The sequence below is a fragment of the Mycetocola zhujimingii genome (assembly GCF_003065425.1).
Taxonomy (GTDB): Bacteria; Actinomycetota; Actinomycetes; order Actinomycetales; family Microbacteriaceae; genus Mycetocola_A; species Mycetocola_A zhujimingii.
This window is the reverse complement of record NZ_CP026949.1, coordinates 2839136-2866089: the sequence shown is the minus strand read 5'-3', so window position 1 is coordinate 2866089 and position 26954 is coordinate 2839136. Positions and strand designations below refer to the sequence as shown.

The following is a 26954-nucleotide window of genomic DNA, read 5'->3' as shown; positions in this document are numbered from 1 at the left end:
CGGCGTTTCGCCGCTCGGTCTCGCGGGGCCAGAGACGTCGGGCCAGAACGCCGGGTCAGAGCCGCCCGGTCAGGTTCTGGTGAAAGGTCGTCGATCTGTCGTCGAGCCCGACGAACCGGACTGTCGCACCGTGCGCCGCATACTTGGATTCGATCGAATCGAGGACCGCGACCGTCGACGCGTCCCAGATCTGCGACGCGCTGAAATCGACGATCACCTCGGCCGGGTCCTGGCCGTAGGAGAACTGTTCGACAAGGTCATTGCTCGAACCGAAGAAGAGCGGACCGCTCACCGCGTAACGCACGCTCGAGCCGTCGTCCGAGACGGTCCTCGAGACGCGGACGACGTGCGCGACCCGGCGCGCAAACAGCACCATGGCGAGGACGGCGCCAGCGGCGACGCCGACGGCGAGGTTGTGCGTGACGACGACGACAAGCACCGTCGTGAGCATCACGACAGTCTCGGGAATCGGCATCCGTTTGAGCGTTGACGGTGAGACGCTGTGCCAGTTCACCGTGCTGATGGCGACGATCATCATGACAGCGGCGAGTGCCACCATCGGGATCTGCTCCATCACGTCGCTGAGCACCGTCACGAGCAGAAGGAGCACAGCACCGGCAACGAAGGTCGAGATCCGCGTGCGTGCCCTGCCGAGTTTCACATTCACCACGGTCTGACCGATCATGGCGCAGCCGGCGATGCCGCCGTAGAAACCGGCCAGGATATTCGCAACGCCGAGTGCCCAGGATTCGCGATTCTTCGCCGATCGCGTCTCGGTGATGTCATCGACGAGCTTGGCCGTGAGCAGTGTCTCCATCAGACCGACGAAGGCAACGCTGAGAGCCGTCGGCCAGATGATCGAGAGTGTCTCGAGGTTGAGGGGGACGAGAAGCGCGGTGAACCCGGGAAGGCCCCCGGCGATGTCGCCTTCGTCGCCGACGGTGGGCACCGTGAGGTGGGCAATCATGGTGATCGCCGTCACGACGACGATTGCCACCAGCGGTGCCGGAATCGCTGTCGTGATTTTCGGCAGGACGAGCACGATGACGATGGTCAGCGCGAACAGCGGATAGACGAGCCACGGCTGGCCGAGAAGGTGGGGCACCTGTGCCGTGAAGATGAGGATGCCGAGGGCGTTCACGAAACCGATCATCACCGAGCGGGGGATGAATCGCATCAGACGGGCGAGGCCGGTGACGCCGAAGAGCACCTGGATCAGGCCGGCGAGTACGACGGCGGGCAACAGGTATTCGACTCCGTGGTCCTTGACGAGCGGAGCGACAACGAGGGCGACTGCTCCCGCCGCTGCGGTGATCATCGCCGGTCGTCCGCCGAGGAACGACATCGAAATCGCGAGCACGACGGATGCCACGAGGCTGACCTTCGGATCAACGCCCGCGATCACGGAGAACGAGATCACCTCGGGGATGAGTGCAAGCGTCGTGACAATGCCGGCGAGTACTTCGACAGTCAGGGCTTTGGGGTTCCTGAGGGTGGCGAGAACCGTCGGGGCAAGGGGAGCGCCGGAGCGCGCCGGGCCAGCGGCTGATGGTGTTGAGGGCACCGGTCAACTGTATGCGCTTGGGCAGCGGGCCTTAGGCTCGGAGAATGCCCTCCTACCGTGTGACCATCAGCGTGGGAAGGTTGGCCCCGGGGGTGATGCCCGACTCCGTGCTCCCTCGAGCCGCCGCCGCCGCGGCTGAGCTCGTCGTGGTCGAAGCATCCGATCTCTCCGTCGTCGCAGGCTCACCCCGTATCGTCGTGCGGTTCGCCGCCGAGGATGCCGGTCAGGCGCTGAGTGTGGGCGGTCACGTGGTGGAACAGACCGGGCTCATCGCTGAGCCCCTGAGCTGGACGGTGACCGCTCGTGATCAGGGCCGTTGGTACCTTGTGCGCTGACCGGTAAGTCCGTCACAGTACGCACCAAATGTTCGGCGCACTACACCGGTACGTGGGGTGGTGACACAACCTGTTCGCGTTTACCGTTGGAGTCTCATGTCAGATGTGCGACCCGATCGAGCAAAATTGCCGACCCCACCGGTGCTTTTCGGGCGCGCCCGCCAGCTGGATGCGATAGTGGGGACAGCCGCCACGGTTGAGGGCGGAGCGAAGTTCGTGCTGATCGAGGGCGAATCCGGTTTTGGCAAGACGGCACTTCTTCGGGCGGCTCTCGCGGCGTTGCCGGACTGGCCGCGCCGCCACGCCGTAGCGGATGCCCACGAACGGACACTGCCGTACGGTGTCCTGAATCAGCTGCTCGCGACACTCGACCAGTCAGTGCTTCCGCCTGTGCTGGCCGGCGGGGTGGAGCAGGACGTGTCCGCGCTCGTCGCGGGTGCCGCGCTTCTCGCCGTCGTCGATGCAAGCGTGGGCCCGGCGATCATCACCATCGACGATGTGCAGTGGACTGACGAGCAATCGGCGAGGGCACTGTGGTTCGCCGCTCGCCGGTCGCTTCATGACCGGCTGCTGGTCATCGTGGCCGCCCGACCCGTCGCCACTGATCTCCTTGACCAGTTGAGGAGGTTCGCGCTCGATGGCGAATCCGGTATCCGCGTCGGGGTCGACGGCCTCTCGCCGGACCACGTCATCGACTTCGTCCGGACGGTACTCGACGTCTCTTTGCCGCGCCGAACGGCCAAGCGACTGGTCGCAGCGACCGACGGCAACCCGCTCCACATCCGTGCGATCCTGGACCGCGTCGCGGGCGCCCCGGACGTCATCGTCGAGCTCGAGCGCAGGCTGGGCGACGGCGCGCTCGCGCTCGCGCCGGGGTTCGACTCCATCACCAGGGAGGCAATGGAGCGGATGTCGGTTGCCGCGCGCAGGGTCGTGCACCTGGTCGCCACGCTCGAGGATTCGGTCAGTGCCAGTCTGGTGATGGCGGCCGCGAGCCACCTGGGGGCGCCGTCCGTCTCGATGGGGGCCATTGACGAGGCGATCTTCTCCGGCATGATCGACGCCGTCGAGGGGGACGGGCCTCTCGGGCTGCGTCTGCACCACCAGCGGGTCGGTGACGCCGTGCTGGCTGAGCTCTCCGAGAGGTCGCGACAGGAACTGCACCATGCCGCGGCCATGGTCGTCGGAGGCGATCGGGGCCTCCGTCACCGGGTGAGGGCAGCGCCCGGCCCCGACGAGGCACTGGCGAGGACACTCGATGCGGCAGCGGAAGAGGCACTCCGGAACCACGAGGCGGCGAGGGCTGTGCGTTACCTTCGGTGGGGATCGTCGGTGTCCGGGTCCCTCGCCGCTCGGCACGAGAGACTCGTCAGGGCTGGTATTTCCGCCATCGCGACACAGCACTTCAACCTCCTGGTACCGGCCATGTCAGAGTTCAGCAACCTCCCCGCCGGGCCGGAGCGTGATCTTTTCGTCGGCAGCGCGCTTTACGCGGTGGGAGACATCTCGTCGGCGAGGACCATGCTCTCCCGTGCGGCGCTCTGCCGGCCGGTGACCCTGCGAGAGAGGGCGCTCGTGGCTCTCGCCAATGGCTCAATCGCTTACCTGGAGATCGAAGCGCGCAGGTTCGAGCTCGCCTGTCAGGCATCCGACGCTGTCATCTCCGAGGTTGGGAGAACGCGAGCTGCACTTGTGGACGCTCCCGAGTCCATCGGAGGCCTCGACCTCGACGACCTGGAAGGTATCGCGCTCACCTGGCAGACACTGGCGAGGTGGCGCACGGGCGTCGAGGAACCCGTTGATACAGAGATCTCCGAGCACATCAGCCAGGGGGAGCAGTCGGGATTCGAGCCACGCCACGCTCTGATGCTGGTGATTCGCGGCGGCATTCGCCGCCAGCAGGGTCGACTCGATGAGGCGATCCAGGACCTCGAACTGGGGATCCGGCTGACGGACGCGATCAATCCAGCGCTCGCGCCCTTCGGGCGTATTGAACTTGCGCTGGCCCAGTTCAGACAGGGGCGCTGGGATGACGCGGCGACCACGGCGGCGGTCGCTGTATCGCTCGCTGACGACTTCGGTGGCTCGTGGACGTACGGGAGTTGCCACGTTGTGGCCACACTTGTACCGGCGGCGCGTGGTGAGCTCGAGTCAGCGGAGATCCTGATCCCCGAGGCTGATCTCTCGCGACCCGCCGTCGACACCGCCCTCACCATGCTGGTTGAGGCTGTCGCTGCGCGGGCCAGGGGTGACCGCGCCGCCGTCGTACGCATCGCCAGGCAGGCGCTCGCGACGGAGCATCCCCGCGCGCAGGTCGAGCGAGGGTGGTGGCTCGAACTCGCCCAGGAGGCCGCGGTCCCTTCGCGACCGTCGCCGCCTCCCAAGGATCCGTTGAGCGTGCTGAGCGGGCGCGAGCGTGAGGTTGCGCACCTGGCCGCCCAGGGACTCACGAACCGTGAGGTAGCCCAACGGCTATTCGTCACCGTCAAGGGCGTCGAATACCACATGGGCAATGTCCTCGCGAAGCTCCATTTGACCTCACGGCGGGGAATCCGGAACCTGATCGATGGAGAGCAGAATCCTCCGGCGACGCAAGCTGAGAAATCCCTGACTAGGGATGCCCCCTAGTGTGCGGTGCGGGCAGCTCCGACACACTATCTCTGTAGCTACGCGTCTGTCGGTGTTCTTGTGGGGCAGCTTGAACACCGATGGCGCGTCGCTCAAGCCGCCGGAAGAGCGAAGCGAGACCGTCCATCGGACGCCACCGGCCCCCGTACCATTGAACCCATGGTGAGCATGGCTGAGTCGTTGGTACGCCTGTCGGAACTTGCCGCATCGCCGGTCGTGACGAAGGTGGCTACCGCGTTCTCGGCGGCCGGATTCGAACTCGCGCTCGTCGGCGGCCCGGTGCGTGACGCCATGCTCGGTCGCCCGGTGACCGACCTCGATTTCACCACCAACGCATCGCCGGATGAGATTCTCGCCGTGACGAAACCCATCGCTGACGCCCAGTGGGACATCGGTCGTGACTTCGGCACGATCGGCGCGCGCGTCACGGTGAACGGCGTGACCGAAACCGTCGAGATCACGACCTATCGCGCCGACGCTTACGACGGCGTCACCCGCAAGCCGGTCGTCGCGTTCGGAACGAACCTCGAAGACGACCTTCACCGTCGGGACTTCACTGTCAACGCCATGGCCTTCCGGGTTCCCGAGAAGGTCCTCGTGGATCCGTACGGTGGCGTCGAAGATCTGCTCGCTGAAATCCTGCGTACCCCGAGTGCTCCAGAGGTGAGCTTCGGAGATGACCCACTGCGGATGCTGCGTGCCGCACGTTTCGCCGCCCAGCTGGGGTTCGCCGTTGAATCGGCGACGGCCGCGGCGATGAGCGATATGGCTGACAGCATCCGGATCGTATCTCCCGAACGGGTGCAGGGCGAACTGTCCAAACTGTTGCTCACCGACAAGCCGCGGGCGGGGATCGAGCTCCTCGTCGACACCGGCATCGCGGAGATCGTGATCCCTGAGATTCCGGCGTTGCGGCTGGAGATCGACGAGCACCACCACCACAAGGATGTCTACCAGCACTCGCTCACCGTGCTGGAGCAGGCCATCGATTACGAGAAGGCACGGCACCCGGGCGAGGCGCCCGACCTCACGTTGCGACTCGCGGCCATCCTGCACGACATCGGAAAGCCCGCGACGCGTCGGCTTGAGCCCGGTGGGGCCGTGAGCTTCTACCACCACGACATGGTCGGATCGAAGCTCGCGAAGAAGCGGCTGACCGCGCTCCGGTACGACAACGACACGGTCAAGGACGTTTCCCGCCTCATCGAGCTTCACCTCCGGTTCTTCGGCTACACCGACGGGGCCTGGACCGACTCGGCTGTCCGCCGTTACGTGCGGGATGCCGGTCACCTGCTCGAACGGCTGCACATCCTCACGAGGGCGGATGTCACCACACGAAACCGCCGCAAGGCAGACCGCCTCGGTTTCGCGTACGACGACCTCGAGGCTCGCATTGCCGACCTGCGCGAACGTGAGGAGATGGAATCCGTTCGCCCCGATCTCGACGGCAATGAGATCCAGCGGATTCTGGGGATCAAGCCGGGCCGCGAGGTTGGCGAGGCCTACACGTGGCTTCTGGAACTGCGCCTCGACGAGGGGCCGCTCGGCGCGGAGGAAGCAGAGCGTCGTCTTCGCCAGTGGTGGGCGCTCCGGAACGCGAGCTCGTGAGCGGCGCGGAGGCGACCGCGCTCGACCTGAGAGCACTCGGTGAGCCGGTGAGCCGGTCCGACCTCCGCTCGTTTCGTCACACGTCCATCGCGGCCGGGGTGCCGCGGCTGGACCCGACCGCGCCGAGTCTCCGAGGATGGCTGACCGTCATCGGCATGGCGGTGTTCGGCGTCCTCAGCGCTCTTGTCGGCCTGCTGGTCCTCCTCAATGGGATCAGCGTGACCAGTGTCGTGGTCGCCCTCGTCTCGGCGTTCCTCGTCTTCGGCTCAACTCTCATCGTCGGGAGATTTAGCTGGCCACGATGGGGGTCCCGGCTGTGGCGCGACAGGTACCGGATCGCCCACTTCGCTGAGCAAAATGGTGCCAGATACACAGCCGCGACGCCGACGCCGCAGCTGGCCGGAATGCTCTTTCCCCGGGGCGACCGGAGGCGCGCCTCCGACGTCGTCGACTTTGGCGTCGAGGCGGGGTGGAGCGTCGGTAACCTCTCCTACCTGAAGAACCTGCCCAAGGGTGGAGCTGAACAGCACGTGTGGGGCTATGTCGCGGTCGAACTGCCCCGACGGTTCCCCCACATTGTCCTTGACTCGCTCTCGAACCATGGCCTGCGGGGACGTGAGCTCGAGAACCCGTATTCGGGGCAGGGCGCCATTGCGCTCGAGGGTGACTTCAGCCGTCATTTCCGGATGACCTGTCCGCCAGGATACGAGCGTGACGCGCTGTACCTGCTCACCCCTGACCTGATGGCGGTCCTCATTGACGAAGGACGTGACTTCGACATCGAAGTCGTCGACAACAGACTCTTCCTTTACCGGCCACGACCATTCGCCCTGGCTGAGGCCGCGGAGTGGGAGCGCATCCGGCGGATCATCGACACCATTGCCGAGGGCGCGTACAAACGGACGGTGAACTATCGGGACGAGCGGGTCGGAGATGTCCGAACCGACATCGTCGCCGCTGGCGGGCGACGCCTGCCGACCCCGAACCTCACGGTCATTGTTCTCGTCACCTACGCTGTCTGCCTTCTCGCCGCTGTCGCTGCGGGCTTCCTCGGCGGCTGACCGCGCGCAGGATGCCTGTGGGCCTCAGCTGCGTGCAGCGCACGGGCTTCGCCTGTCAAGCCCTTTTTCCCCGGCAACTCCGCGCCTAATTTGAGAGTCGAGAGCGTACTCAACGCAGCGTACGTATGTCAGGAGGATCTCATGCGCATCACCACCGCCGAGCGAATCGACACAGCGAGCACACTCGGTCGCAAACCAAAGACAGCCACCTGGCTTGTTCACATCCAGCTGGAGAACGACCCGGTGGAGCGGGACGTTGAACTTCACCTCAAGCACGCAGGGCAGGACGTCGAGAAGGTTCTCCTCAACGGTGCGGCGATCGGATTCGTGCACCATGTCGAGCCGGTGTACGTCGCGCTGACCGGACCGGACCTGGCGCGGGCCGTCGAGGTCTCGCAGAAGCTCACCCTCGACGGGAGCCTCCGCTCGCTCCTCGACGTGGTGTTGCCGGAGAAGCTGGGCGCGCACTGACGCTGGCTTGCCCGGGGTCGAGTGTCAGCGCTGCAGAAGCCCCTGTTGCTCGCTTCCCGGCGCGCGTAGTGTCTGCAGCATGACTAACTCACACGACCCGGACGACCGGGTGAAGCCAACTATTCCAACGGAGGAATACGGCGCGGACGAGAAGGGTGCGGATTACACGACGACGGGTGATCCCATTGACGATCCGGAACACCTCGCCGAAGAAAACGAACTCCACGCCACGGTGGGAAATCCGCTCTCGGGCACCGATGACGTCGACGACGACGTTGACCGGACGACCCCGGGGAACCCGATCTCATCGGTCGAACACGACGTCGAGGAGGACCTGCCCCACGCGACGCCAGGTAATAATCCGGTGATTCCCGAAGACTGACGCCGCATCATCCGTCGCGTGCGGTCGGGCTGACCCGACCGCAGCATTTACGATTGACGGATGCCCGGAATACTGCCGCAAGGCGCGCCAGCGCCCCGCCGCAGGACTCATCGCGGCAGGAACAACGTCGCCGCGTACTCGATGCTCGCTCCGAGCCTCTTCGGCCTCGTCGCTTTTCTTGTGCTGCCGATCCTCGTGGTGTTCTGGCTGAGTTTCCAGAGCTGGGATCTGCTCTCCCCGATCACACCGGCCGGTCTGGCGAACTATGGTGACGTGTTCAGCGACCCCACGTTTTACAACTCGCTCGCCGTGACGTTGTTCTTCGTTGTCATCGTGATTCCGGTTCAGACCGTGCTCGGGGTCGCTGCCGCTCTGCTGCTCACTCGAGGCCTGCGCGGTTCCCTCGTCTTCCGCACCATTTACATTCTTCCGTGGGTATGCGCCCCGCTTGCGCTTGGCATTGTGTGGCGCTGGATCCTCGCCCCGACCGATGGGCTGCTCAACGACCTGATCGGTACACGCATTGAGTGGCTCAGCGATCCCGCCCTTGCGCTCCCGTCCGTTGCCGCCGTGGTCATCTGGTCCAACGTCGGCTACATCACCCTGTTCTTCATGGCGGGACTGCTCAACATCCCCACCCAGATCCTCGACGCTGCACGAATGGACGGGGCTGGCCCGGTCGCGACGTTCTTCCGAATCAAGCTGCCGCTGCTCAGGCCGACGACTTTTTTCGTGCTCGTCACGAGCGTGATCAGCGTCTTTCAGCTGTTCGACCAGATCTATGCGCTCACCGGCGGTGGACCGTTTGTCGTGACGGATGCTGGCACGTACGGCAGGACGGACGTCGTCGCGTCCCGCATTTACAGCGAGGCATTCTCAACGTTCGACCTCGGTCACGCCGCGGTGATGGCCGTTGTTCTTCTCGTCGTGCTCGTCGCGATCACCCTCGGCCAGCAGCTCTACTTCGGCAAGAGGACGACCTATGACCTCTCCTAGCCGGGTTCTCACATCGATCGGCGCCTACGTCGTTCTTACCCTCGCGGCCGTCGTGACGCTCGGCCCGTTCCTGTTGAGCGTGCTGACCGCCTTCAAGTCGCCCGGCCAGTTCGCGAGTGACGGGTCGCTGACGGCTCCCGCGCCTTTCCTGCTCGACAACTTCGTGACGTTGCTGACCGGCCCAGCCGAATTCGGCAATGCGATTTTCGTCACCGTCGCCGTGACGGCCGTCATCGTCGTCTTCCAGCTGGGGTTCTCGGTGCTCGCGGCGTATGCCTTTGCGCGCATCGACTTTGCTGGTCGTCGTGTGCTGTTCTGGGCCTATCTGTCCGGCCTCATGGTTCCCAACATCGTGCTGGTCATCCCGCTGTACCTGATGATGGTCGAGCTTGGCCTTCGGAACACGTTCTGGGGCCTCGTGCTGCCGTTCATGTTCGGGAGCCCGTATGCGATCTTCCTGCTCCGCGAGTATTTTCGCGGAATTCCCACCGACCTTGTGGATGCGGCCAGGATCGACGGGGCCGGCCACTGGCGCATACTCGGCAGCATCATTGTTCCTCTGTCGAAACCGATTCTCGCGACGCTCACCCTCATCACGATCGTCAGCCAGTGGAACAGTTTCCTCTGGCCCCTCGTCATCACGACGGGACCCGACTGGAGGGTGATCACAGTAGCAACTGCTAGCCTCCAGTCTCAGTACAACGGCAATTGGACTCTCGTGATGGCCGCGACGACGCTCGCCCTGGTCCCTCTGGTCGTGCTGTTCCTGATTTTCCAGAAGCAGGTCGTCCGCTCCATCACGATCTCCGGATTCAAGTAAGAGAAAGACCACCCGAATGGCTCAGCGTTTCCTTCAGTTTGCGGCAGTCGTCGCGGCATCCGCCCTCGCGTTAACCGGTTGTGCAGCAGGCAGCCCCGAGGAGGAAAAGACGACTGTGTCGTTCCGTCTGTGGGACAGCACTGTTGCCGAGGCCTATGAGGAATCCTTCGAGGCGTTCGAGAAGGAAAACCCGGAAATCGACGTCGAGATCAACGTCGTCGGCTGGGCCGACTACTGGACGAAGCTCCGCACCGACATCGCCGGCAAGACAATGGATGACATCTTCTGGGTCAACAACTCCTACTTCGGTGCATATGCCGATTCTGGAAAGCTCGTGAACGTCGACGCCGTTCTCGGCGACGACGCCAGCGGCGAGTGGGAACAGAGCGTTGTCAACCAGTTCACGCGCGACGGCAAGCTGTGGGGAGTTCCGCAGCTGTACGACGCCGGAGTCGGCGTTTACTACAACAAGACACTGCTCGACGCGGCCGGAGTCACCCCGGAATCGCTCGCTGAACTCACCTGGTCCCCCGACCCGGCACTGGACACATACCTTCCCGTCGCTCAAGCCTTGACCGTCGACACGGCGGGTGTCTCGGCCGCCGACCCGGCTTTCAACGGTTCGATCGCGCAGTACGGCACGAACATCGGGTACGACACCCAGGCGATCACTCTCCCATTCATCGGATCGAATGGCGGCGTCTACCAGGAGGGCGACGAGTTCGCCTTCACCGACCCCAGGACCGTCGAGACCTTCAGCTACCTCGTGAACGCGATCAACGCTGCGAAGGTGGCCCCATCGGCTGCTGACACCAACGGCAACAGCGACTTCAGCCGTGACGCGTTCCTGCAGGGCAAGATCGCCATGTTCCAGTCGGGCCTTTACAACCTCAAGAACATCGCCGACGGCGCTGAATTCGCGTGGGGCGTCGCGCCGATCCCCGCCGGACCAGCCGGGCGGGTCTCGGTGACGAACGGCATCGTTGTCGCCGGCAACGCGGCATCCGAGAAGCAGGATGCCATCGCGGACGTCCTCGCCTGGCTCGGCTCTGAGGAAGGCAACGGCTACCTCGGCACCTCGGGTGCTGCGGTACCCGCCGTGAAGAGCGCCCAGGCAGGCTACTTCGACTACTGGGACGGGCAGGACGTCTCGGTCGATCCGTTCTTCGATGTCATCGAGGAGGCCGATCCGATTCCCGCTCCGACCGGACCCAACTACGGCAAGGGCTTCGAGGCCTTCGACCCGATTTTTCAGGAGATCTTCAAGGGAACGCTCGACGTGAAGGCCGGCCTGAAGCGGGCCGAGGATGCGGCGAACACGGCAATCGCCGGGTAGCGGTCCGGAGCCCGCCCCGCGCCGAGAACATCACTTCCGGCCGAGACCCTCGGTTCCGCGGGGTGTTCTCGACCGGAACTGATGGTCTCGTGTCTAGCGGCGTCTCGACTGCGGAAGGCCAGCCTCGCGCAGGGCCGCGGTGAGAAGCCGCGGGCTCAATGCGGCATCCCACAGCCACCTGGTCATTCCGTTGCCCGTGCCGCGCATCAGGTCCTCGCGCTGCTTCTCGGCCCACACGATCTCTTCGATGCTCGTGCCGCCGGTCATCGATGCCCGCGAGTACTTGACGTAACCGTCGAATTCGCCGAGAAGTCGAAATGCCGGCCAACCGAAGTCAGCGAACCACGTGGTGCCGTTCCTGTCGGTGACCGGGAACTGGAGGACGGGCGCCGGGAATCCGCACCGGTACATGGTGACTCTGCTTGCCGACTCCCCGGGTGATTCCGCGTTCGGTGACGCGAACGTGATTGCCGCCAATGCCCGGCGGGTGCCTCTGGCCGAGCCCAGCGCGGCGAGTCGCTCCAGAAGATCGCTCCGCACGAGTTCGGCCGCTGTCGTATCGTTTCGGCCGCGCGCCGCTCGAGCGAGTGCGGCATCGAGCGTGACAACGGCTGAGAGGAAGGTCGCCGATCGGGCAAGGTCAAGCATTGTCCGGGAAAGACTTGTCACGAGAGTGCCGTTGAGCTCCACAATGTCCGTGTCGCTGAGCGGTGCGTGGTGCCACATAACACCGTTGCGGGACGCGCGTCGGCCGCCGTCGGCCGAATAGAGGTGGACGGTATCGGGCCAGCTGCCGATCACGGGAAGCGACCACAGGGCAGCCGCCGATTCGTATCCGAAAACCGCGTCGCCTGCCCGGGTGGCTGTGGCCGCCCGCATGCGTAACAGGTACCTGTCCCGGTCGGTGAGCGCTGACCAGGTGTCGGCCGCAACATAGGCGCCGCGGCGGAGGCCGACAACAGTGCCGGCCGCTAGGTCGCGTCGTAGCGCTCTCCCGTCGCCGCCGATCAGTTCGAGCGAGCGCGTGAGTTGCAGAGGGTCTTCGCCGCGGGTCCTGTCGGTGGCCATGGTCTCGAGACTGGCGCACCTCGGCGGGGGTGTACCACGCTCCGGGGAAGCGGTGCGAACGATGGAATCGCGGCTGCGCTGTGAGGGACCATCCGCCACGAGGCGGAACCCGTAGCGAGAGCATCAGATGCGGCCGAGAACACCAGTTGCGCCGGATGTTCTCGACCGGAAGTGATGCTCTCGCGATTCCTGAGTTCCAACCGCCACCGATCGAGACTGGGAAAGCCTCCCTGCCGGCCCAATAGGTTAATCCCGGCGAGATCCGGTAAGCTACTCAGGTTGCCCGTATGCGAACACTCTGTTCCCGTCCGGTGCAACGATGCTAGAACCCTCCTGCTGCAGATCGTCTGCAGCCGTTCGAGTCCGAAGGAGGTGGGTTAGTGACGCATCAGTATGAACTCATGGTTATCCTCGACCCCGAGATTGACGAGCGCACAGTTGCTCCCAGTCTCGATAAGTTCCTTAATGTCATCCGCAACGATGGTGGAACCATCGACAAGGTTGACATCTGGGGCCGTCGTCGCCTGGCTTACGAAATCAACAAGAAGACCGAAGGCATCTACGCCGTCGTCGACTTCACCGCGACGAGCGAAGCAACGGTCGAGCTCGACCGTCAGCTGAAGCTCTCCGAGGCAGTTATGCGCACCAAGGTGCTGCGTGCCGAAGAGGCCATCGCTCTGGTTGAGTCCGAAGGCAAGCGCGCCGAGGAGAAGGCTGCCCGCAAGGCTGCTGCCACCAAGGCCAAGGCCGACGCGAAGCCTGCTGAGCCGGCAACGGTCGAAGGCGCTTAGTCCCGATGGCTGGCGAGACCGTAATCACCGTGGTGGGCAACCTCACGTCTGACCCGGAGCTGCGTTACACGCAGAACGGGTTGGCGGTTGCCAACTTCACCATCGCATCCACTCCGCGCAACTTCGATCGCGCGGCAAACGAGTGGAAAGATGGCGAAGCACTGTTCCTGCGCGCGAGCGTTTGGCGTGAATTCGCCGAGCACGTCGCCGGATCGCTCACCAAGGGTAGCCGTGTCATCGCTACCGGGCGTCTGAAGCAGCGTTCGTACGAAACGAAGGAAGGCGAAAAGCGCACCTCGATGGAACTCGAGGTTGACGAGATCGGCCCTTCGCTTCGGTACGCAACCGCACAGGTCAGCCGCGCTCAGTCCTCCGGCGGTGGTGGTGGCCGCGGCCCCGCTGCAGTCCAGGACGAGCCGTGGGCAGCAAGTGCGCCGGCCGCCCCGCAGGCGTTCGGCGGCGGCAACTCGAACGCAGGCAATGCGGGAGGTTCCGGCGACAGCTGGAACACGCCCGGATCCTACGGCGACGACACCCCTTTCTAAACACTTCGTCTTCTGGAGCCCAGGTTCCGGCGGACACATTCACACTAAGGAAACCAAATGGCTGGAAAGTCTAGCGGCGCAAGCCGCAAGCCTGCCCGCGGTGGCAAGGGCGGCAAGCCGCTCGCTCCCGCGAAGGCAATCCGCGTTGGGGTCATCGACTACAAGGATGTCCCAACCCTTCGCAAGTTCATCTCCGAGCGTGGAAAGATCCGCGCACGCCGCATCACCGGTGTTTCCGTCCAGGAGCAGCGCCTCATCGCCCGTGCAGTCAAGAACGCACGCGAGATGGCTCTTCTGCCCTACGCCGGCTCAGGCAGGTAAGGAACTCTCACATGTCAAAACTCATCCTCACGCACGAAGTGACCGGTCTCGGCACTCCTGGTGACATCATCGAGGTCAAGAACGGTTACGCACGTAACTACCTGATCCCGCAGGGCTTCGGCATTGCGTGGAGCCGCGGTGCTGAGAAGCAGGTCGAGCAGATCAAGGCCGCACGCGCAGCGCGCGAACTTGCCACCCTCGAAGATGCTCAGTCCCTCAAGGCTGCCCTCGAAGGCACCAAGGTCAAGCTCGCCGTCAAGGCTGGCGCTGAAGGCCGTCTCTTCGGCTCCGTCAAGACGGGCACCGTCGCTGACGCTGTCGCTGCTGCTGGCCTCGGCCAGATCGACAAGCGCAAGATCGAGATCCCGTCTCCGATCAAGTCCGTCGGTACGCACGAAGCTCGGGTCCGCCTGCGCGAAGACCTCAGTGCTGTCATCACCCTCCAGGTGGTTGCTGCCAAGTAGTACAACGAGGCGGCTGGTAACGGGTCAAACACCCGTCACCACGCCTCGGTGAAGCGGCTCAGTCCTCACGGACTGGGCCGCTTTTTCGCGCAGAAAACATGAGGATTACTTCGACTTCTGCGCGGATGCCTCTAGCCCTGTTGGCTGAAATGTCAAGTTATTTGTGCACAGGTGTGCGGCGGTGCGCCAACGTTCAACACAAACTCTAAACAGGTCGAAGTGCACATGTGTGGAAACACGATCTACCCGGTCAGGCGCTGTTTTTCTACTGAAAGTATTTCCCTTTCCACAGATCTATCCACACCTTGTGCACACACCGCCCGGCGTTTCGCCCACTTTATTCACAGAGTTATCCACAGGCGCATTTGTGCCGGGGGAGTGGCGCTCCTAGTGTGTAGCAGCGCAGGTTTTTATCGGGGCGCGCGAGGCGGTTCATCCCACCAATGTCGGTGGTCGATGATCTGCTGTAACTGAGCATGAAAGTCATGAGCTGTCCCCGCCGGACGGGCTGAAAAGCCATAGGAGGAACGAGTGTCGATCGCTCATCTCGGGCTCAACGACCACCAGTCGTCGGGCGAACGACCGGAGCAGCGCGCAGAGCGGACCCCACCTCACGACCTGCTCGCTGAGCAGTCCGCGCTCGGCGGAATGCTCCTCTCGAAAGACGCCGTCGCTGACGTCGTCGAGTCGGTGCGCGGCGTCGACTTCTATATCCCCAAGCACGAGATCATCTTCGACGCGATCCTGTCGCTGTATTCGCACGGCGAACCGACAGATGTCATCGCGGTCACCGACGAACTGATCAAGACCGGCGAGCTCTCCCGCGCGGGCGGCGCCGATTACCTGCACACGCTGACGAGCCTCGTGCCGACGGCGGCCAACGCCGGCTTCTATGCCTCGATCGTCGCTGAGCGGGCCCTGCTCCGTCGCCTTGTCGAGGCGGGAACCCGCATCGTGCAGATGGGTTATGCCGGCGAGGGTGAGGTGCTCGATCTCGTCAACACCGCCCAGGCGGAGATCTATGGCGTCACCGGCTCAACAACCGCTGAAGACTATGTGCCGCTCAACGAAGCAGTCGGAACGGCGTTCGAAGAGATCGAGGCCAACAACGGCTCCGACGGTCAAATGGTGGGTACCCCCACCGGCTTCGCCGAACTCGACGACCTCACCAACGGTTTCCACGGTGGGCAGCTCATCATTGTCGCTGCGCGACCTGCGCTCGGAAAGTCCACCCTCGCGCTCGACTTTGCGCGCGCGGCATCGATCGGGAACGACCAGCCGTCGATCTTCTTCTCCCTGGAAATGGGGCGGAGCGAAATCGCCATGCGACTGCTCTCCGCCGAGGCATCCGTGCCCCTTCAGAGCATGCGTAAAGGAAACGTCGACCAGCGCGACTGGAACAAACTCGCCGCTGTGCGCGGGCGTATCAACGACGCCCCGCTCTACATCGATGACAGCCCCAACATGACTCTCGTCGAGATCCGCGCCAAGTGCCGCAGGCTCAAGCAGCGTGTCGGCCTCAAGCTCGTGGTGATCGACTACCTGCAGCTCATGACGTCCGGAAAGCGCGTCGAGAGCCGCCAGCAGGAAGTTTCCGAATTCTCGCGTGCGCTGAAGTTGCTCGCGAAGGAGCTCAAGGTCCCCGTCATCGCGCTTTCACAGCTGAACCGTGGACCCGAGCAGCGTGCAGACAAGATGCCGGCGATCTCCGACCTTCGTGAGTCCGGTTCGCTCGAGCAGGACGCCGACATGGTGATCCTGCTCCACCGAGAGAGCGCCTACGAGAAAGACAACCCGCGCGCGGGCGAGGCCGACCTCATCGTCGCCAAGCACCGTAACGGCCCGACCCGCACCGTCACCGTTGCGTTCCACGGCCACTTCTCGCGGTTCGCCGACCTCGCACCGGCCTAGCCCCGGCTGCGGGCACTGCGCCGGCGGGAACTGGGTCACGATCTACCCCTGCACAGGGTATATTCCGGGCGAATCGCGGGTTCTTCTACGGCGCGTAGACTAGAGGTATTCCCCACGCGCTCGACCACGAAAGAGACGTTCTCCTTGGCCAGTTCCGCCGCTGCTGCTTCACGCGGCACCGTCGACTCGATGTCGCGGTACTGGGTCTTCCAATTGCTCAGGGCCGTTCCCGCAGCGATCGCCGCCGGTGTTATCACGTTCAGCCTCGACCACTCAGCGCCCCTCGGTCTGACGGTCTTCGGAGCGTTCGCTGTCCTCACCGGTCTTCTTGCCATCGTCTTCGTGCCGCGAACGCTCACTGATGACCGGGTGTCTCGTCTGAACTTCCTGCTGAGCGGCGTTGTCAGCCTTCTCGCCGGTGCAGGAGCCCTCGTGTTCGCCGGTACCGGCACGTCCGCGCTCCCGGCACTCTTCATCACGGTCATCGTCTGGGCGTTGCTCACCGGCGTCCTCGAGCTGTACAGCGGCTTCCGCGTACGCGGACGGTCGCCGTTCGCTCGCGACTGGATGACCGTCGGCGGTGCCACGGTTCTCCTCGGCATCGTCTTCCTGCTCGTTCCGCCCGGGCTCGACCAGCACTACATCGGGCCGGACGGCGTCGACCGCAGCCTGACAGCATCCATTGTTACGGTGGGGGTTTTCGGCGCTTACGCCGCGATCGTCGCCGTGCTCCTCATCATCGGCGGATTCTCGCTGAAATGGGGAACGGACGAAGCGCGACGCGCGTCCATTACAGGCATTACGGAGTCACAATCATGAGCGCACCACAGCCACCGAGTCGTCGCGAAATACTCAAGCCAGTCGAGTTGCTGGTTTTTGCTGCCGTTGCCGGAATCTTCACCGGCCTCGTGACCCTCATGGTGACCCGCGACATGACGTTCGCACTCATCGGATTCGGAATCGCGTTCATTGTGACGCTCGTCTTCATCGCCATGTTCGCCCTCACGGTCAAGCCGGACGACATGGAGAAAAAAGACATCCACGACCAGGACACCGGGCACTGACGCTTACGCCGCACTGACGGGTTGGCCCAGAGACGCGCGCTTACCGCCGCACACGGAGCCCGCTGCCGCGGATCGCGCGGCTGGTCAGGCGTGCTCGAGGGCGCAGTCCGGCCCCGGAAAGATGAGGCTCTCGTGGCCGTCGTCAAACCGAATGTAATAAGGCGGTGCGCCGTCGGCTCCCCGCACCTCAAGAATCTCTCCGTGCCGTTCCGGCGCTCCGACGCTCTGGCCCCGAATGACAATTCGCTGCCCGACTGTTGTCTGCATGATCGCCTCCCGGTTTCAGGCTACGCGCGGTCTGCGAACCGCGGAAGGGTCGGTGCGATCCCTCGGGCACTCCGCATACTGGCCCGGTCGTCGAGCGCACCAGTTCCGGTCGAGAACACCAGATGTGCGTGATGTTCTCGACCGGAGGGGATGGTCTCGAGGTCAGTGCGCCTTAGGCCAGGTAGTCAACGAGTTCGGAGGAAAGGCCGACGTAGCGCTCGGGTGTGAGCGCGAGCAGACGCTCCTTCGCCTCGCTGCCGATGTCAAGCTTCGAGACGAACTCGACGAGGTCGTCGCGGCCGATGCGCTTGCCGCGTGTGAGGTCCTTGAGCATGGCGTACGGATCGGTGATTGTCGATCGGCCGGCGACGACCTCGGCGCGGATCACCGTCTGGATGGCCTCTCCGAGAACCTCCCAGTTGATGTCGAGGTCTGCGGCGATGGCGGCATGGTCGAGGTCGATCTCACCGAGGCCGCGTTCGAGGTTGTCGAGCGCGAGCAGGGAGTGGCCGAGGCCGACGCCGATGTTGCGCTGCGTGGTCGAGTCGGTGAGGTCACGCTGCAGCCTCGAGGTGACGAGGGTGGCGGCGAGGGAGTCCAGCAGGGCGCTGGAGAGCTCGAGGTTGGCTTCGGCGTTTTCGAAACGGATCGGGTTGATCTTGTGCGGCATCGTCGACGAGCCGGTCGCGCCCGCCTGGGGGATCTGCCGGAAGTACCCCATCGAGATGTAGGTCCAGATGTCGGTCGCGAGGTTGTGCAGCACCCGGTTGGCGTGGGAGACCCGGCCGTAGAGCTCGGCCTGCCAGTCGTGCGACTCGATCTGCGTGGTGAGCGGGTTCCAGACGAGTCCGAGTGACTCGACAAACGCCTTCGACAGCACCGGCCAGTCGGCGGCCGGGTCAGCGACCGTGTGCGCGGCGAAGTTACCGGTGGCGCCGGAGAACTTGCCGAGGTACTCGGTCTCGTCGATCTGTTTCGCGATGCGCTCGAGCCGGTAGACGAAGACAGCGAGCTCGTGCCCCATGGTGGTCGGTGTTGCCGGCTGCCCGTGGGTGCGTGCCAGCATGGCATCCGCCCTGTGCTTCACGGCCAGCGCCTGCAGCTTGTCGATGACGAGCCGCAGCTTCGGCAGCCAGACCGCCTGAACAGCGTTGGACACGGTGAGCGCGTATGACAGGTTGTTGATGTCCTCGCTCGTACAGGCGAAGTGGGTCAGTTCCGCGATCGAGTCGAGCCCGAGGGTAGCCAGGCGGTCGCGCACGAGGTACTCGACGGCCTTCACATCGTGACGGGTCACCGCTTCCTTTTCAGAGAGCCAGTCGATCTCGACCTGACCGAAGTACAGGTACAGCGAACGGAGAGAGAAGATCTGCTCTTCGCTGAGCGGAGTTGACCCGAACATGCCTGCACCGGTCAGATAGATCAGCCATTCGACCTCGACCTGCACCCGCGCCCGGTTGAGACCAGCCTCTGACAGGTACTCGCCCAGCGGGCTCACCACTGAGGAATATCGGCCATCGAGCGGGCTGAGTGGCTGGACGGGTAGTGAGGTCATCGGGTGGCTCCCTGTCGGATTGCGGGTTCGAGCTGGCGAAAAAGTTGGCGGATCGCCCCCTCAATCATGCCCAATACCCGATCGAACATTTCGTCATCCGCGTAGTAGGGGTCGGGAACGTCGGTCAATTCGCTGCGCTCAGCGTCGAAACTGAGCAAAAGTGCGATCTTTCCCCGGTCTGTCTCTGTCGGCGCCCACGTCCGGAGCACCCGATCGTGCGTGCGGTCGAGCGCGACAACCAGGTCGAGCTTCTCGAACCAGTCAGGGTTGAACTGCTTCGCCCTGTGCCTGGCGCCGTCATAGCCATATTTGCGGAGGGCGGCGATTGTGCGGGCGTCGGCCTGTTCGCCGACGTGCCAGTCGCCGGTTCCGGCGGACACTGTCTCTACGTAACGGCTCAATCCCGCCTGGCGCACGAGGTGCTGGAAGACGATCTCCGCCATTGGCGATCGGCAGATGTTGCCCGCGCACACAAAGCACACCCGGAAAGGTTGCACCTCGGTCGGGTCCGGGTCGGAAATCATTCCCCTATTCTGTACCGCTCGAGGCTCGGGCGGGAGTCCCCCAGCTCCTTCACAAACCCCCGAATCGGGGCGGGTTCTCCACGACTCGGCATTGTCGCGGCACAGACGGGGGCACCCGGCCACAGTGGATCCGACAGCCGACCGACGAAACATCGGTACCCCGGCGACATCTCACTAACGAAGGAGAGATTAACGATGACCACGGCGATCGACACGACGATCACTTCGGCACTGGGCACCGCGATGACCGGTGGACTCTGGGCGCCGGGCGACGCGGACAGCCGCGCTGCGCTCTTGCGGGCGCTTGATGTCATCTCCGAACAGCGGCGACGAATCGAAGCGCTCCAGCTGCTCGTCACACCCGGCCGACGGCGCATCCTCGATGCGGCTGGCGACCTCAGGTGGCGATCCTCCAGTCGGGCCGCGTTCGACGCCCGAGTCGCTGAACTCGCCGACCGGCTCGTTCTCGCCTCTGCTCACCTCACCGAGGCGCTCGACCAGAGTGAGCACGCGAGAAGGGCGGTCCTCGCCGCCTACTCCAATGGCGCTGCGGCATCCGGTTCGCCCGGATATTCCGGTTACCCCGCAACGAGTGGTGGTCCAGGCGCGACAGGTGCGCTCTGATGTCCGACGCGCTCACCGTGTCGACCGGTGGGTTAACGAGTGTCTCGACCGAGGAGCTTTTTGTGTTCGCCAGCGCTCTCGATGTATTCGCCGCTGACGCGACCGACTGGGCACACGCCGCATCGATCGCGCGGTGCCTCACGGAGTGGTCGACGGATGCCGCACCGTACGGTTTTGCGGAACCCGCGCTGCTTCAGGCGAGTCGATCGCTCGCTGAGGCGTCAGAGTGTGCGGAGCGGCTCGGCAGCGTGGTTCAAGAAGCCGCAAACGCCTACGCGGACGGAGAAGCGCGGAGCCGGGAAGCTCTCGGCGCCATGCAAGCCTTCGCCGGGTTCCTGGTCGGCACGTACCTGCGCAACCTCGTGATCGGGGCGCTCCCGCTGCTGCCCGGCCTGATTCTTACCGCGACCGTCATGAAACAACCGGCGATGCGCCGTGCTGTCGCGGTGCTCGGGGGTGGTCTGGCCGGTGGGCTGGTGCAGAACCCCGGACTCACCGCGAATCCGGCTTTTGTTGGGATGGTGCGGGATGTGGTGTCGGCGGCCGACGACATCCTGATGGGATTCAGCGGAACGAGTCTCCCCGCGGCGAGGTTCCTCGGGGATGAAGGCACCGGTCTCGTCGGCCTCGAGACGGTCGCCGGCGCCGCGATCATCCTCGGCGGACGACACGCATTCACCGAGACGCCGGTGCGGACGTCACGGCACGGTGAGGTGCGCGAGACCCGGCCACCGGCGTCGCTCGCAGAGGCCGCACGACGGATCCCTCCGACCGGAGTGGGAAAGCCCCAGATCACCGTCGAGAAATACAGACACTCCTCTGGTGCCGACTCCTACGCTGTGTACATCGCGGGTACGACAGACTTCGGCGGCAACAGCGCCGAACCGTTCGATATGGCGAGCAACCTGGCAGCCGTCGCCGACAGCGACGCCGGGGCATATACCGCCACGCTCGACGCCATGGAGCAGGCGGGAGTTCAGCCCGGCGACCGGGTCAGCCTCTTCGGCCATTCCCAGGGCGGGCTCGTCGCCGCCCGCATCGCCGAGTCGGAGAGCTTCGACACCCAGGCTCTCGTCACCTTCGGTTCTCCAAGCGGCCAGGTCGCCGTGCCGGACTCGGTGACCCAGGTTGCGGTCGAGCACGCAGAGGACCTCGTGCCGGCGCTCGGTGGTGAACCGGTCGACGGGGCCGAAGGGCGCGACCGCCTCGTCGTGTCCCGCGCCATCTTCGACGACACGCCGTCAGGCGCCGACGACGCGGGGGCAGCCCACTCCATGGACGGCTACGAGGCGACGGCAGCGCTCATCGATGACTCCACTGACTCGCGCCTCACCGGCCTCACCGAGGCGCTGGCCGGAATCGGTTCAGGCGCCGGGGCGGCGCAGGCGTTCCGCGCTGAGAGGGTCCGGTCGGGCTGACGCCGGGCGTTACCGCGTCAGCGAGCTGAGGCGCGGCGCTGCGGGCGCAGGATGATCTGGAAGATCCAGTTGATGATGCTGATCACGAGAGCACCGAGAACCGCCCACCAGAAACCGTCGACAGTGAGACCGAAGCCGAACCATCCACTCACCCAGCCGGCCATGAGAAGGAGCAGGCCATTGATGATGAACGAGATGAGGCCGAGCGTCAGGATGTAGAGCGGGAAGGCCACGATTTTGATCACCGTGCCGATAATGCTGTTCACGATCGCGAAGATCAGGGCGACGAACAGGTAGGTCAGCGCCGTAGCGACACCGTTGTTCGGCTCGTACGGGGTGACCTGGACACCGGCCACGATGAGCGTGGTCAACCAGATCGCCACAGCGTTGATGACGATGTTCAGGAGGAATTTGGCCATGCTCCACTATGGCACCGCGCCGCAACGGGTGCACGCCCCTCTGGCAGTCGGCCGCAGTGGCCCGTATGCGATCAGCGGAATGGCCCCTGTCTAGACTCGATGTGTGACTTTCACCCCGGCAAACGCAGATCACCCGCCCTACCGGCCCACGGTGAAGCTTCGGCCGGAGATACTCGCAACGCCCCCATACCGACAGGGCAAAGCTGCGGCTGACGACGCGTTCAAGTTGTCGAGCAACGAGAATCCCTTTCCCCCGCTACCGGGGGTCGTCGAGGCCGTCGTCGCTTCGGGCGCGTTCAATCGGTACCCCGATGCGAGCGCCGCGGCGCTGCGCGAGGTGCTCGCCGAGAAACACGGCGTCAGCCCGGAGGAGATCCATGTCGGGTCTGGTTCCGTCGCGTTGCTCAGCCAGTTCATCACCGCTGCCGCTGGCCCCGGAGACACGGTCGTCTACGCCTGGCGTTCCTTCGAGGCGTACCCGGGACTCGTCACCGTCGCGGGCGCCGAGAGCGTGCAGGTCCCCAACCGCGGCGACGGGGCTCACGACCTCGACGCCATCGCAGCGGCGATCGACGAGCGAACCCGCGTCGTCATCGTGTGCACGCCGAACAACCCAACGTCCACGATCGTGACCGCTCGTGACTTCGACGCGTTCATGGAGCGGGTTCCCGCCGAAGTCCTCGTGCTCCTCGACGAGGCCTACTCGGAGTTCGTAACGAACCCGGATGCCGTCAACGGACTCACCCTGACCGGCCGCTACCCGAACCTCGTCGTCCTTCGTACCTTCTCCAAGGCATACGGACTCGCCGGCCTCCGCGTGGGCTGGGCTCTCGGGTCGGTAAATATTCTCGACGCGGCACGGGCGGCCGCCATCCCCCTTTCGGTCACTCAGCCCGCACAGTCTGCGGCCATCGCCTCGCTCGGGCTCGAAGCCGAGCTGCTCGAACGCGTGGACCGTCTCAGTGTGCTGCGTGACAGCATCCGTTCGGCGCTTCTCGAACAGGGCTGGAGAGTGCCGGATGCCCAGGGCAACTTCATCTGGCTCGCGACGGGTGACGAAACGCTCGAGGCCAATGAGGTGTTCCTCAGCCACGGGATTGTGGCGCGGGCCTTCCCCGGATCGGGTATCAGAATCTCGATTGGCGAGGAAGAAGCTATGGAGAAGCTCCTACAGGCAAGCGCGGACGTTGTGGGATCTCTACCAGCTGGGCATCCGGCCCGGCAGTTAGGTTAGGACAATGGCGGAAACCGAAATGACGTCTCTCACGCCCCCGGTCCAGGTTCTGGCCACTGACGGAAGCTATTCGCCGACCGCATCGGCCGAGCCGTATCTGCCGTATCTGGACGCGCTGACCGACACAGACCACGAGCAGTTCTACAAGGACATGGTCATCGCCCGGGCTTTCGACACCGAGGCGGCGAACCTGCAGCGTCAGGGCCAGCTCGCGCTGTGGCCGCCGTGCCACGGCCAGGAGGGCGCCCAGGTCGGATCCGGTCGCGCCGCGCGCGCCCAGGACCACATCTTCCCGTCGTATCGGGAGCACGCCGTCGGCTTGATTCGCGGCGTCGACCTCCTCGGCATCATCGAGGTCATGCGCGGAACCACCCACTCGGGCTGGGACATCTCCGACCCGGCCAACGGCAACTTCCGTCCATACACACTCGTCATCGGAGCCCAGGCGCTGCACGCGACGGGCTACGCGATGGGTGTGAAGTTCGACGGCGCGACGGCAACGGGCGATCCCGAAACCGACGAAGCAGTGATGGTCTACTTCGGTGACGGAGCGACCAGCCAGGGTGACGTCAACGAGGCCATGATCTTCGCGGCCAGCTACCAGACCCCGCAGGTGTTCTTCCTGCAGAACAATCACTGGGCGATCAGCGTTCCCGTGACCACCCAGTCGCGGACGCCGCTCTTTGAGCGGGCCAAAGGCTTCGGCCTGCCCGCCGTGCAGGTCGACGGCAACGACGTGCTCGCGAGCTACGCGGTCTCGGCCAAGCACCTGTCGGATGCCAGGTCTGGCGGCGGCCCGCAGCTCATCGAAGCGCTCACCTATCGTGTCGGCGCACACACCACGAGTGACGACCCGACGAAGTACCGCACCCAGGAACTCACTGATTCGTGGGTAGCCAGGGATCCCATCGTGCGGTTCGAAGCGTTCCTCCGCGGCAAGGGTGCTTCCGAGGAGTTCTTCGCCGGTGTCGCCGGACAGGCACGCGATTACACCGCAGACATCCGCGCGCGGACACACGCCATTGAGGACCCCGACCTGACCAGCATGTTCGACAACGTCTACAGCGAAGACCACCCGCTTGTCACCGAGGAGCGCGAGTGGTTGCAAACCTACGAGCGTTCCATGGCGGGAGGTGCCGCATGACGCTGAGCATCGACGCGCAGGTCGCGACCATGCCCATGGCGAAGGCGCTCAACGCCGGACTCAGGCAGGCGATGGCCGAGAACGACAAGGTCCTCCTGATGGGCGAGGACATCGGCAAGCTCGGTGGAGTCTTCCGCATCACCGAGGGGCTGCAGGCCGAGTTCGGAGAGAGCCGGGTGCTCGACACCCCACTCGCGGAGTCCGGCATCATCGGGACGGCGATCGGCCTGGCCATGCGCGGCTACCGCCCGGTGTGCGAGATCCAGTTCGACGGCTTCATCTACCCCGGCTTCAACCAGATCACATCGCAGCTCGCCAAACTCACCAACCGCAACGAAGGTGCCCTCGAGATGCCCGTTGTCATCCGGGTGCCGTACGGCGGACACATCGGTGCGATCGAGCACCACCAGGAAAGCCCGGAGGCGTACTTCGCCCACACCGCCGGCCTTCGCTCGGTCAGCCCGTCGACACCGAACGACGCGTACTGGATGATCCAGGAAGCAATCGCGTCGAACGATCCCGTCATGTTCTTCGAACCCAAGAGTCGGTACTGGCCCAAGGGCGAGGTCGACCTCTCCGGATCGGCGGCACCGCTGCACGCGAGCAGAATCGTGCGGACGGGAACCGACGTCACCGTCGTTGCACACGGCGCGATGGTCAGCGTGCTGATTCAGGCCGCTGAGCTGGCGGCTGCCGAGGGCATCAGCCTCGAGGTCGTTGACCTCAGGTCGATCTCGCCGATCGACTATGGGCCGATCCTCGACAGCGTGCGCAAGACCGGCCGCCTCGTCGTTGCTCAGGAGGCTCCCGGCAACGTGTCCGTCGGTTCCGAGATCGCGGCGACCGTCGCAGAGCGCGCCTTCTATTCGCTCGAAGCCCCCGTTCTGCGGGTCTCGGGCTTCGATGTCCCCTTCCCGCCGGCCAAGCTCGAGGCGCTGTACCTGCCCGACGCCGACCGCATCCTCGAGGCCGTCGATCGCGCGCTCGCCTACTAGTCGCCCGTCGACCGAATGGAGAACCATGAGTGAGTTCCAGTTTTTGATGCCGGATGCCGGTGAAGGGCTCACCGAGGCCGAAGTGGTCTCGTGGAAGGTCGCGCCAGGCGACGCCGTCGAGCTCAACCAGGTGATCGTCGAGATCGAGACCGCCAAGTCTCTCGTCGAGCTGCCGTCGCCGTTCGCGGGCACCGTCGCGTCCATCCTCGTCACCGAGGGCACGACCGTTGACGTCGGCACCCCGATCATCACGATCAGTGCAGCGGATGCCGGTGGCCAGGCGGCTGCAGAAGTCGCTCCGCCCGCCGTCTCAACCGAGTTCGCAGAAGCGGTTGCCGACACCAGGGGCACCGTCGACGACGAGAAGCCAGGCGCGGTTCTCGTGGGCTACGGCGACGCCGGGCAGGTGTCTTCGCGCCGCCGCGCGCGGACGCGTCCCGTCCCGCCTGCCGCTCGACCGGCATCCGTTCCACAAGCGAAGGGGCCCGTGATCGCGAAGCCGCCGATCCGCAAGCTCGCCAAGGACCTCGGCGTCGAGCTCGCCCAGGTCACCGGCACCGGTGTCGGGGGAGAGGTCACGCGGGACGACGTGGTGCGCGAAGCCGGCCAGGCGAGTGTGTTCCGCAATATCGAAACACCCGAGTGGGGCGACACCCGCGAGGAGCGGATTCCGGTCAAGGGCGTGCGCAAGCAGATCGCCAAAGCCATGGTCGAGGCTGCGTTCAAAGCGCCGCACGTGTCGCTGTTCGTCGACGTCGATGCGACCCGCACCATGGAGTTCATCAAACGGCTCAAGAACTCGACGGACTTTGCCGGGGTCAAGGTTTCGCCGCTGCTGATCATGGCAAAGGCAATGATCTGGGCCGTACGCCGGAACCCGACGGTGAACGCGACCTGGACCGATGAGGAGATCATCGTCAGGCACTACGTCAACCTCGGTGTCGCCGCCGCCACGCCGCGCGGGCTCATCGTCCCGAACGTCAAGGAAGCGCAGTCGATGACGCTGCTCGAGCTGGCTCAGTCGCTTGAGCAGCTCACCCTCACCGCGCGTGAGGGAAAGACGCCTCCTGCCGACCAGCAGAACGGCACGATCACCATCACGAACATCGGTGTGTTCGGGATGGATACCGGAACGCCGATTCTCAACCCGGGTGAGGTCGGGATCGTCGCGCTCGGCACGATCAAGCAGAAGCCGTGGGTTGTCGACGGTGAGGTTCGACCTCGCTTCGTCACGACCCTCGGTGCGTCGTTCGATCACAGGGTCGTCGACGGTGATGTCGCGTCGCGATTCCTCGCCGATGTCGCATCGATCATCGAGGAACCCGCGCTGCTGCTCGAGTAGTCGGTTCCCGTTCCTCGGGTCACGCTCAGCGCGCGACCCGAGGAACGGTGGCTGCCGGTTCGGCAGC

28 protein-coding genes are annotated in these 26954 nt (G+C 64.7%); 22 read left to right on the top strand and 6 right to left on the bottom strand.

Annotated elements, in window-relative coordinates; genetic code table 11:
- Positions 1-55: 55 nt before the first annotated feature.
- Positions 56-1564: a SulP family inorganic anion transporter gene (locus tag C3E77_RS13700; protein ID WP_108392352.1), complete on the bottom strand. Its 1509-nt coding sequence runs from the start codon at positions 1562-1564 to the stop codon at positions 56-58.
- A gap of 95 nt (positions 1565-1659) precedes the next feature.
- Here C3E77_RS13700 and C3E77_RS13695 point away from each other — a divergent pair, with 95 nt between their 5' ends.
- The 9 genes from C3E77_RS13695 (at position 1660) to C3E77_RS13655 (ending at position 11201) form a co-directional block, all read left to right on the top strand.
- Positions 1660-1899, top strand: coding sequence for a hypothetical protein (locus tag C3E77_RS13695; RefSeq protein WP_234031217.1), 240 nt, complete (start codon positions 1660-1662; stop codon positions 1897-1899).
- A gap of 96 nt (positions 1900-1995) precedes the next feature.
- The gene (locus tag C3E77_RS13690) at positions 1996-4527 is read left to right on the top strand and encodes an AAA family ATPase (RefSeq protein WP_108392348.1); all 2532 of its coding nucleotides are present in this window, start codon (positions 1996-1998) and stop codon (positions 4525-4527) included.
- A gap of 159 nt (positions 4528-4686) precedes the next feature.
- Entirely contained in the window at positions 4687-6135 is a 1449-nt protein-coding gene (locus C3E77_RS13685) for a CCA tRNA nucleotidyltransferase (protein ID WP_108392346.1), read from the top strand.
- Positions 6132-7196 (top strand): hypothetical protein, encoded by a 1065-nt coding sequence (locus C3E77_RS13680; protein WP_162925017.1) that lies wholly within the window; start codon positions 6132-6134, stop codon positions 7194-7196. Before C3E77_RS13685 ends, C3E77_RS13680 begins: the two co-directional genes overlap by 4 nt.
- A gap of 141 nt (positions 7197-7337) precedes the next feature.
- Positions 7338-7667, top strand: a complete 330-nt coding sequence (locus C3E77_RS13675; protein ID WP_108392342.1) for a hypothetical protein — start codon at positions 7338-7340, stop codon at positions 7665-7667.
- A 79-nt stretch (positions 7668-7746) separates the two neighbouring features.
- Positions 7747-8049, top strand: a complete 303-nt coding sequence (locus C3E77_RS13670) for a hypothetical protein (RefSeq protein WP_162925016.1) — start codon at positions 7747-7749, stop codon at positions 8047-8049.
- A gap of 60 nt (positions 8050-8109) precedes the next feature.
- Positions 8110-9045, top strand: a complete 936-nt coding sequence (locus tag C3E77_RS13665) for a carbohydrate ABC transporter permease (RefSeq protein ID WP_108392338.1) — start codon at positions 8110-8112, stop codon at positions 9043-9045.
- Positions 9032-9865 carry a carbohydrate ABC transporter permease gene (locus tag C3E77_RS13660; protein WP_108392336.1) on the top strand — a complete coding sequence of 278 codons (834 nt, stop codon included), beginning with the start codon at positions 9032-9034 and terminating at the stop codon, positions 9863-9865. Before C3E77_RS13665 ends, C3E77_RS13660 begins: the two co-directional genes overlap by 14 nt.
- A 16-nt stretch (positions 9866-9881) precedes the next feature.
- Positions 9882-11201 (top strand): ABC transporter substrate-binding protein, encoded by a 1320-nt coding sequence (locus tag C3E77_RS13655; protein WP_108392334.1) that lies wholly within the window; start codon positions 9882-9884, stop codon positions 11199-11201.
- 93 nt (positions 11202-11294) lie between these two features.
- On the opposite strand, the gene C3E77_RS13650 is transcribed toward C3E77_RS13655, so the two are convergent.
- Positions 11295-12269 carry a hypothetical protein gene (locus tag C3E77_RS13650; RefSeq protein ID WP_108392332.1) on the bottom strand — a complete coding sequence of 325 codons (975 nt, stop codon included), beginning with the start codon at positions 12267-12269 and terminating at the stop codon, positions 11295-11297.
- Positions 12270-12649: 380 nt separating this feature from the next.
- Between C3E77_RS13650 and rpsF the strand changes: the two genes are divergently transcribed.
- The 7 genes from rpsF (at position 12650) to C3E77_RS13615 (ending at position 17365) form a co-directional block, all read left to right on the top strand.
- Complete coding sequence (gene rpsF, locus C3E77_RS13645) at positions 12650-13060, top strand: 30S ribosomal protein S6 (RefSeq protein WP_108392330.1); 411 nt, start codon at positions 12650-12652, stop codon at positions 13058-13060.
- A 5-nt stretch (positions 13061-13065) separates the two neighbouring features.
- On the top strand, positions 13066-13605 hold the full coding sequence (locus C3E77_RS13640) for a single-stranded DNA-binding protein (protein ID WP_108392328.1): 540 nt from the start codon (positions 13066-13068) through the stop codon (positions 13603-13605).
- A gap of 57 nt (positions 13606-13662) precedes the next feature.
- Positions 13663-13926, top strand: a complete 264-nt coding sequence (gene rpsR / locus C3E77_RS13635) for a 30S ribosomal protein S18 (protein ID WP_108392326.1) — start codon at positions 13663-13665, stop codon at positions 13924-13926.
- Between the two features lie 11 nt (positions 13927-13937).
- On the top strand, positions 13938-14390 hold the full coding sequence (gene rplI, locus C3E77_RS13630) for a 50S ribosomal protein L9 (RefSeq protein WP_108392324.1): 453 nt from the start codon (positions 13938-13940) through the stop codon (positions 14388-14390).
- Between the two features lie 531 nt (positions 14391-14921).
- A complete protein-coding gene (dnaB, locus tag C3E77_RS13625; protein ID WP_108392322.1) occupies positions 14922-16301 on the top strand; it encodes a replicative DNA helicase in 1380 nt (459 codons plus the stop codon).
- Positions 16302-16445: 144 nt separating this feature from the next.
- Positions 16446-17120: a DUF308 domain-containing protein gene (locus tag C3E77_RS13620; RefSeq protein WP_108392320.1), complete on the top strand. Its 675-nt coding sequence runs from the start codon at positions 16446-16448 to the stop codon at positions 17118-17120.
- Positions 17117-17365, top strand: a complete 249-nt coding sequence (locus tag C3E77_RS13615) for a hypothetical protein (protein WP_108392318.1) — start codon at positions 17117-17119, stop codon at positions 17363-17365. Before C3E77_RS13620 ends, C3E77_RS13615 begins: the two co-directional genes overlap by 4 nt.
- An 84-nt stretch (positions 17366-17449) precedes the next feature.
- On the opposite strand, the gene C3E77_RS13610 is transcribed toward C3E77_RS13615, so the two are convergent.
- The 3 genes from C3E77_RS13610 to C3E77_RS13600 form a co-directional block, all read right to left on the bottom strand.
- The gene (locus C3E77_RS13610) at positions 17450-17632 is read right to left on the bottom strand and encodes a DUF1918 domain-containing protein (protein ID WP_108392316.1); all 183 of its coding nucleotides are present in this window, start codon (positions 17630-17632) and stop codon (positions 17450-17452) included.
- A gap of 172 nt (positions 17633-17804) precedes the next feature.
- A complete protein-coding gene (gene purB, locus C3E77_RS13605; protein ID WP_108392314.1) occupies positions 17805-19187 on the bottom strand; it encodes an adenylosuccinate lyase in 1383 nt (460 codons plus the stop codon).
- The gene (locus C3E77_RS13600) at positions 19184-19711 is read right to left on the bottom strand and encodes a low molecular weight protein-tyrosine-phosphatase (RefSeq protein WP_108392312.1); all 528 of its coding nucleotides are present in this window, start codon (positions 19709-19711) and stop codon (positions 19184-19186) included. Before C3E77_RS13600 ends, purB begins: the two co-directional genes overlap by 4 nt.
- A gap of 195 nt (positions 19712-19906) precedes the next feature.
- Between C3E77_RS13600 and C3E77_RS13595 the strand changes: the two genes are divergently transcribed.
- Together C3E77_RS13595 and C3E77_RS13590 are read left to right on the top strand one after the other, a co-directional pair.
- Entirely contained in the window at positions 19907-20335 is a 429-nt protein-coding gene (locus C3E77_RS13595) for a hypothetical protein (protein ID WP_108392310.1), read from the top strand.
- A complete protein-coding gene (locus C3E77_RS13590) occupies positions 20335-21753 on the top strand; it encodes an alpha/beta hydrolase (RefSeq protein WP_108392308.1) in 1419 nt (472 codons plus the stop codon). Before C3E77_RS13595 ends, C3E77_RS13590 begins: the two co-directional genes overlap by 1 nt.
- A gap of 17 nt (positions 21754-21770) precedes the next feature.
- Here the strand turns inward: C3E77_RS13590 and C3E77_RS13585 are convergent, their stop codons facing one another.
- Complete coding sequence (locus tag C3E77_RS13585) at positions 21771-22172, bottom strand: phage holin family protein (RefSeq protein WP_108392306.1); 402 nt, start codon at positions 22170-22172, stop codon at positions 21771-21773.
- Between the two features lie 103 nt (positions 22173-22275).
- Between C3E77_RS13585 and C3E77_RS13580 the strand changes: the two genes are divergently transcribed.
- Genes C3E77_RS13580 through C3E77_RS13565 form a run of 4 tightly spaced genes read left to right on the top strand, consistent with a single transcriptional unit; the run spans position 22276 to position 26887 of the window.
- Positions 22276-23406, top strand: coding sequence for a histidinol-phosphate transaminase (locus tag C3E77_RS13580; protein WP_522731624.1), 1131 nt, complete (start codon positions 22276-22278; stop codon positions 23404-23406).
- Between the two features lie 4 nt (positions 23407-23410).
- A complete protein-coding gene (locus C3E77_RS13575) occupies positions 23411-24550 on the top strand; it encodes a thiamine pyrophosphate-dependent dehydrogenase E1 component subunit alpha (protein ID WP_108392304.1) in 1140 nt (379 codons plus the stop codon).
- Positions 24547-25545, top strand: coding sequence for an alpha-ketoacid dehydrogenase subunit beta (locus C3E77_RS13570; RefSeq protein ID WP_108392302.1), 999 nt, complete (start codon positions 24547-24549; stop codon positions 25543-25545). The genes C3E77_RS13575 and C3E77_RS13570 overlap by 4 nt, the downstream gene beginning before the upstream one ends.
- Before the next feature lie 25 nt (positions 25546-25570).
- Positions 25571-26887 carry a dihydrolipoamide acetyltransferase family protein gene (locus tag C3E77_RS13565; RefSeq protein WP_108392300.1) on the top strand — a complete coding sequence of 439 codons (1317 nt, stop codon included), beginning with the start codon at positions 25571-25573 and terminating at the stop codon, positions 26885-26887.
- Positions 26888-26954: the final 67 nt, after the last annotated feature.

What these genes read in the sequence shown, in the direction of transcription:
- C3E77_RS13695 (WP_234031217.1), top strand. Translation starts at nt 1,660, where the DNA reads ATGCCCGACTCCGTGCTCCCTCGAGCCGCCGCCGCCGCGGCTGAGCTC.
- C3E77_RS13690 (WP_108392348.1), top strand. Translation starts at nt 1,996, where the DNA reads ATGTCAGATGTGCGACCCGATCGAGCAAAATTGCCGACCCCACCGGTG.
- C3E77_RS13685 (WP_108392346.1), top strand. Translation starts at nt 4,687, where the DNA reads ATGGTGAGCATGGCTGAGTCGTTGGTACGCCTGTCGGAACTTGCCGCA.
- C3E77_RS13675 (WP_108392342.1), top strand. Translation starts at nt 7,338, where the DNA reads ATGCGCATCACCACCGCCGAGCGAATCGACACAGCGAGCACACTCGGT.
- C3E77_RS13670 (WP_162925016.1), top strand. Translation starts at nt 7,747, where the DNA reads ATGACTAACTCACACGACCCGGACGACCGGGTGAAGCCAACTATTCCA.
- C3E77_RS13665 (WP_108392338.1), top strand. Translation starts at nt 8,110, where the DNA reads ATGCCCGGAATACTGCCGCAAGGCGCGCCAGCGCCCCGCCGCAGGACT.
- C3E77_RS13660 (WP_108392336.1), top strand. Translation starts at nt 9,032, where the DNA reads ATGACCTCTCCTAGCCGGGTTCTCACATCGATCGGCGCCTACGTCGTT.
- C3E77_RS13655 (WP_108392334.1), top strand. Translation starts at nt 9,882, where the DNA reads ATGGCTCAGCGTTTCCTTCAGTTTGCGGCAGTCGTCGCGGCATCCGCC.
- C3E77_RS13650 (WP_108392332.1), bottom strand. Translation starts at nt 12,269, where the DNA reads ATGGCCACCGACAGGACCCGCGGCGAAGACCCTCTGCAACTCACGCGC.
- C3E77_RS13640 (WP_108392328.1), top strand. Translation starts at nt 13,066, where the DNA reads ATGGCTGGCGAGACCGTAATCACCGTGGTGGGCAACCTCACGTCTGAC.
- rpsR (WP_108392326.1), top strand. Translation starts at nt 13,663, where the DNA reads ATGGCTGGAAAGTCTAGCGGCGCAAGCCGCAAGCCTGCCCGCGGTGGC.
- rplI (WP_108392324.1), top strand. Translation starts at nt 13,938, where the DNA reads ATGTCAAAACTCATCCTCACGCACGAAGTGACCGGTCTCGGCACTCCT.
- C3E77_RS13615 (WP_108392318.1), top strand. Translation starts at nt 17,117, where the DNA reads ATGAGCGCACCACAGCCACCGAGTCGTCGCGAAATACTCAAGCCAGTC.
- C3E77_RS13610 (WP_108392316.1), bottom strand. Translation starts at nt 17,632, where the DNA reads ATGCAGACAACAGTCGGGCAGCGAATTGTCATTCGGGGCCAGAGCGTC.
- purB (WP_108392314.1), bottom strand. Translation starts at nt 19,187, where the DNA reads ATGACCTCACTACCCGTCCAGCCACTCAGCCCGCTCGATGGCCGATAT.
- C3E77_RS13600 (WP_108392312.1), bottom strand. Translation starts at nt 19,711, where the DNA reads ATGATTTCCGACCCGGACCCGACCGAGGTGCAACCTTTCCGGGTGTGC.
- C3E77_RS13595 (WP_108392310.1), top strand. Translation starts at nt 19,907, where the DNA reads ATGACCACGGCGATCGACACGACGATCACTTCGGCACTGGGCACCGCG.
- C3E77_RS13590 (WP_108392308.1), top strand. Translation starts at nt 20,335, where the DNA reads ATGTCCGACGCGCTCACCGTGTCGACCGGTGGGTTAACGAGTGTCTCG.
- C3E77_RS13585 (WP_108392306.1), bottom strand. Translation starts at nt 22,172, where the DNA reads ATGGCCAAATTCCTCCTGAACATCGTCATCAACGCTGTGGCGATCTGG.
- C3E77_RS13575 (WP_108392304.1), top strand. Translation starts at nt 23,411, where the DNA reads ATGGCGGAAACCGAAATGACGTCTCTCACGCCCCCGGTCCAGGTTCTG.
- C3E77_RS13570 (WP_108392302.1), top strand. Translation starts at nt 24,547, where the DNA reads ATGACGCTGAGCATCGACGCGCAGGTCGCGACCATGCCCATGGCGAAG.
- C3E77_RS13565 (WP_108392300.1), top strand. Translation starts at nt 25,571, where the DNA reads ATGAGTGAGTTCCAGTTTTTGATGCCGGATGCCGGTGAAGGGCTCACC.